Source organism: Sphingorhabdus sp., from assembly GCF_044354325.1.
In the GTDB taxonomy this organism is placed as follows: domain Bacteria; phylum Pseudomonadota; class Alphaproteobacteria; order Sphingomonadales; family Sphingomonadaceae; genus Sphingorhabdus_B.
Window position 1 is genome coordinate 1 of sequence record NZ_JBILAF010000156.1, and the last position, 3,615, is coordinate 3,615.

The 3,615-nt window shown below is 54.1% G+C and carries 3 protein-coding genes; 1 reads left to right on the forward strand and 2 read right to left on the reverse strand.

All coding sequences use genetic code 11. From position 1 onward, the window contains the following. Window positions 1–997 (reverse strand): UDP-glucose 4-epimerase GalE (galE, locus tag ACIQ0G_RS10645; protein ID WP_397577881.1); only part of this gene is annotated, 997 nt, incomplete at its 3' end. A gap of 171 nt (window positions 998–1,168) precedes the next feature. On the opposite strand from galE, the gene ACIQ0G_RS10650 reads away from it, so the two are divergent. Continuing rightward, entirely contained in the window at window positions 1,169–1,996 is an 828-nt protein-coding gene (locus tag ACIQ0G_RS10650) for a carbon-nitrogen hydrolase family protein (protein WP_397577879.1), read from the forward strand. A 246-nt stretch (window positions 1,997–2,242) separates the two neighbouring features. Here ACIQ0G_RS10650 and ACIQ0G_RS10655 read toward each other — a convergent pair. Next, a partial coding sequence (locus tag ACIQ0G_RS10655) for a CpaF family protein (protein ID WP_397577880.1) occupies window positions 2,243–3,615 on the reverse strand: 1,373 nt, incomplete at its 5' end.

A 3,615-nucleotide genomic window follows, 5' to 3' on the forward strand; every position in this document is an offset into this window, starting at 1 on the left:
CTTGAATATCTGTCAGGCGGCGTTCCCATGCGAGCGCGTGCTGGACGATTTGGTCCAGATTGTCGAAGCGTGGTTCCCAGCCAAAGCGATCCTTGATCGCCCCATTGTCAGAAATCAGCGAGTCAGGATCTCCGGCGCGTCGACCTTCCATTTTGCGGTTCAATTTTTTGTTAGTCACGCGGTCGACAGCATCAAGGACTTGCATCACCGAATAGCCATGGCCGTATCCGCAATTGAGCGTGTGGCTCCGTTCGGGGTCCGCGAGAAGTGCTTCAAGCGCGATGACGTGCGCCGCAGCGAGATCGCTGACATGGATGTAATCGCGAACGCCCGTCCCGTCTTCGGTCGCATAGTCGGTACCGAAAACGCTAACGCTTTCCCGCTTGCCAAGGGCCGCTTCCACCGCGATTTTTAGCAAATGTGTCGCGCCAACAGTGGACTGACCCGTGCGCGCGAGCGGATCGGCACCGGCGACATTGAAGTAACGCAGCGCGCAATAGTTGAAATCATGCGCCGCCGCGACATCACGCAACATCATTTCAGTCATCAATTTCGACGTTCCGTACGGATTGATGGGCTTGGTGGCCATATCTTCGCGCACCGGGCTGGTTTCGGGGATACCATATGTCGCCGCAGTCGACGAAAAAATCATGTGTTTGACGCCGGATGAAATGGCCGTCTCAATCAAACTGCGGCTTTTTGCGGTGTTATTGTTGTAATATTTGAGCGGGTTCTCAACAGATTCGGGCACAACCACCGATCCCGCAAAGTGCATGATGGCGTCGATATGTTCATCGCGAATGATGCTTTCGACCAAAACGGAATCGCTGATGTCACCACGGAAGAATCCAGCGTCTTCCGCCACGGCCCAACGGAAGCCCGTTACCAGATTATCGATAACAACAGGGCGATGACCAGCGTCGATTAAAGCGAGCACGGCGTGGCTGCCAATATATCCAGCGCCTCCAGTCACCAAGACGTTGAGCTTTTGTACCATGGTCGCATTTCCCGTTATTGCTATGGCCGACACGTCCGGAATTCGTGCCATAATCTGATGTGTCTCTATTTTCCGGACTGTTGCATTTTTCATTCAATACTGCGAACCATTTTGGATGGCCATATTTCTTCAAAATCATGCTGCGTTTGGTTGCGGTAACGGTGGTATTCCGTGCGTATAGCGGTGCACCAGATGACGAGTGGTGTTTTGCCCGCGACGAACGTTTCGGAGATGGTCGGGGCCATCGAAGCGGCTGCGCAGGGCGGGGCCGTCATGTATTTTGCGCCCGAAATGTCGATAATGATCAACCGAAGGCGCGACGAAGCGCGCTTGCACATATGTGAAGAGGCGCAGACCGAATCGATCGAACACATCGCTGAAGTTGCATTGCGCAATGATATATGGGTTCACTTGGGATCTATTCCGGTGGTGCATGGTGCGGGACCACAACTCGCAAACCGCAGCATCGTCATCTCGGCCAATGGCGAAATTATCGCGCGCTATGACAAAATCCACTTGTTTGATGTGGATTTGAAATCTGGTGAAAGTTGGCGCGAGTCTTCTGCCTATGTGGGCGGCGAAACCCCCGTAATCGTGGACACGCCATTGGGACGAATGGGGTTAGCGGTTTGCTACGATATGCGTTTTCCAGACTTGTTCAGCGCTTATGCAAAAGCTGGCGTGGATATCATCACGCTGCCGTCGGCATTTACAGTGTCCACAGGCGCTGCGCACTGGCACACGTTGCTGCGGGCACGGGCGATTGAGAGCGAATGTTTCGTGATTGCAGCAGCACAATGCGGGGCACATGAAGATGGCCGTGAAACGTACGGCCATTCACTTGTGGTCGATCCTTGGGGAGAGGCCATCCTTGATATGGGAAGCACGCCCGGGCTCGCTTTTGTTGATTTGAATCTCGATAAAATTGCGGAAGTTCGTCAGCAAATTCCCGTGCATCAAAACCGCCGCGCAATCGCCGAACCCAGATTTTGCGAATAGAATGACCGCGAGCATTTCGGAATGAGTTGCTTTACCCTGATGAATTGGCAAGACCATTTTTGGACAGCGTTGTCCGCGGCGTCGGCATTACTGGTGCTGATTAGCAGTGTCGCGGATCGGCGGCGCCATAAACGGACAAAACTTGATCAGGTCGGTATAATGCCGTGGACCGGCATTACAGTATTTTCCGTGCTGATTACGGTATTGGCAGCCGCGTTGGCGATTAAAGGGCTTTAGGTCCTGACCCTAGCCGAGGCACGCCTCAAGGAATGGCTGGTCAAATCCGAACTGCCGTGCCTTTTCCAGCGTATAGGGACGAACGCCACCTGCGACCCACTCACCGTGGATTTTGCCGTCAGCGTCTTCGTCGCGATATTCAAATTTAAACAGATCCTGCGTAACGATGACGTCGCCTTCCATCCCGATTACCTCGGTAATCTGGGTGGTGCGGCGTGAACCATCACGCAGACGCTTCACCTGAACGATGAGGTCGACCGATTCCGCGATCTGTCGCGAAATGGCTTCTTTGGGTATTTTGATGTCGCCCATCATGATCATATTTTCCATACGACCCAAGCACTCGCGCGGGTTGTTGGCGTGGAGCGTACACATGGATCCATCATGGCCGGTGTTCATTGCGGCGAGGAGGTCGAAACACTCCGCGCCACGAATTTCGCCCAAGATAATCCGGTCAGGACGCATACGCAGTGCGTTCTTCACAAGATCACCGATGGTGATCGCGCCATCGCCTTCCAAGTTCGGAGGGCGCGTTTCAAGCGGGAGCCAGTGCGGCTGCTGAAGCCGAAGTTCGGCGGCATCTTCGATGGTCAAAACGCGCTCGCCGGGGTCAATCATTTTCGACAATGCGTTCAGCATCGTCGTTTTACCTGAACCCGTACCGCCCGAAATAACGATATTCATCCGGCTTGCGCCAGCGATCTTTAATGCCGTTGCCATAGGTTCGCTCATCGAACCATAGCCCTTCAACATGTCGATTGTGATTGGTTTTTCGGAAAATTTACGAATGGAAATGGCGGTGCCGCGCAGCGATAGCGGGGGAACAATCACGTTCACGCGGCTACCGTCTTTCAATCGGGCATCGGCCAAAGGCGTCGTTTGGTCAACGCGGCGACCGACTTGGTTCACGATGCGCTGCGCGATCTGGAACAGATGCTCTTCGTCACGAAACTGGATCGGCGCAATCTGCAGCTTTCCCTTTTTTTCGATATAGGTCTGCAACGGGCCATTGACCATGATGTCGGTAATGTCCGGATCGCTGAGCAATTCTTCAAGCGGACCAAAGCCGAGCAGTTCGTCGACCAGCACTTTTTCCAAAGCAAATTGTTCGCGGCGGTTCAGCGTCAGCTTGAGTTCGGCCAGCACTTCCAGAATGATCGGGCGGAACTCTTCGGTCAGCTCTTCTTTATTCAGCGATGCCGCCGCTTCGGGATCCACACGCTCCAAAAGACGCGGTAGAACCTGTTCTTTGATTTTGTGAACTGATGCTTCAAAGCCTTGGGGACCTTCATCGACTGGTGCCGCGTTGTTCGCACGGTCTGACAAGCGCGACATCGCTTCCTGCATGGCGGTCTGTGGACCGCCGTTGCTGCCGCCGGGTA